Source organism: Candidatus Glassbacteria bacterium (assembly GCA_019456185.1).
Lineage (GTDB): Bacteria > Gemmatimonadota > Glassbacteria > GWA2-58-10 > GWA2-58-10 > JAJRTS01.
On the sequence record VRUH01000162.1, the window covers coordinates 1 to 1,112 of the forward strand.

Genomic DNA, 1,112 nt, shown 5'->3' on the forward strand with positions numbered 1-1,112 from the left:
ACGGTGGTATCGGCCAGGCCGCCCGGAGTGCGGACGAAGATATGGTCGATGCGCTCATTCAGTTGCGATTCGGCGTTCCTCAAGTCCGCGGCCTGGCAGCAGGTCAGGCCCGGCGCCGGCCCCTCCTTGCGGAACAGCCAAGCGTCCTCGAATTGATAGGCGGAGATGAGGTGGTAGGGCGGGGTCAACCCCGGCGCGGGGGCCACGTCCTCCGGCGAGGAATTCAGGTCGCCGACAATGATGGTGGGAAGCGCTCCAAACTGCGCCTCGATTTCGCTCAAGGCCACCAGCAGTTCCCCGGCCTGAGCCACCTGGACGGCCGCCGCGTCCCCTTCCTTCACCGATTCCAGGTGCGTGTTGGCGAACCGGTAGGAGCGATCCCGCACGGTGGCGTCCACGATGGTATAGCCCCGCGTGAACTCGATGGAGATTCCCATCACCACCACCGGCAGGTTAACCTGATAGTTTTCCTCAAAGGCAGAGCCGATGGTGACTCCGCCGGCCGCCAGGATCACATCGCGGAACGTCACCCGGGCATCGGCCAGATAGGGCGAACCCTCGTCGATCGGGAGCATGGGCAGCTCCACATCGGCGTTCTCGACCTCGGCGGCCACCCGATAGTCCAGGCCGCGCGCGGTCAATTCGCCCATCAGGAGATCCAGGAAATCGAATTCCACGTACTCGGCTGGTTGGGGATCGTTACCAAAGAAGTCCCCCGGCGATTGCGTGCGCACCAGCGCCACCTCCTGCAGCCCGATCAGGTCCGGACTCTTGGCGGCGATCTGATCCGCGATGGCCGCGGCCCGCTCGTGGAAGTTGGTGTCCACCATTTCCCAGTACACGTTGCGGACCCACCAGAAAAATTCCATTGTATCCGTAGCCTGCATGATCTGGAGGATGTCGGACCCCACGTACAGGTTCTGGGTCATCACCCGCAGGGGCCGGGGATTTTCGCCCCCATCCGCATAGTCAGCCCACACGGGCTGATAGAAAATGAGCAGGAGCAGCCCCGCCAGCAGGAAAAATGCGGATTTCAGGAGCTTCGTGCAACTCCAAATCGTCCCCATAACGGAACTCGGCTCTCGTCTTGAGCGTATGCTTGATGCAATCAT

Annotated in this window: 1 protein-coding gene; it reads right to left on the reverse strand. The window is 62.3% G+C overall.

The annotated features are described in order from the left end of the window. Positions 1-1,112: hypothetical protein (locus tag FVQ81_18635; protein MBW7998548.1), on the reverse strand; the 1,112-nt coding region annotated here is incomplete at its 3' end.